Genomic DNA, 235 nt, shown 5'->3' on the forward strand with positions numbered 1-235 from the left:
TGTTTTTCGGGTTGCATTTCGGGGTGACGGTCGGCCGGTACCCCAGACACTATTTTCCTTCGCCGGCGGCGTTGCTCAATGCGATCCTGGACGAGCTCGGTTACGGGCTGGTCCCCGCCATGCAGGCCGGGCCGCTGATCAGTGGCGGCAGACTGGTGGCGCTCGCCCCTGGGCACGACCTGATGATCGATCTTTACTGGCATCACTGGGCGCAGGAGCCCGAGCCGCTCGCGAC

1 pseudogene is annotated in these 235 nt (G+C 65.1%); it reads left to right on the forward strand.

From position 1 onward, the window contains the following. Window positions 1–235 (forward strand): annotated as a pseudogene (locus tag F6X42_RS43360) (HTH-type transcriptional regulator ArgP); the annotation flags it as partial.

Origin of the sequence: Paraburkholderia podalyriae (assembly GCF_014397785.1) — a bacterium.
Lineage (GTDB): Bacteria > Pseudomonadota > Gammaproteobacteria > Burkholderiales > Burkholderiaceae > Paraburkholderia > Paraburkholderia podalyriae.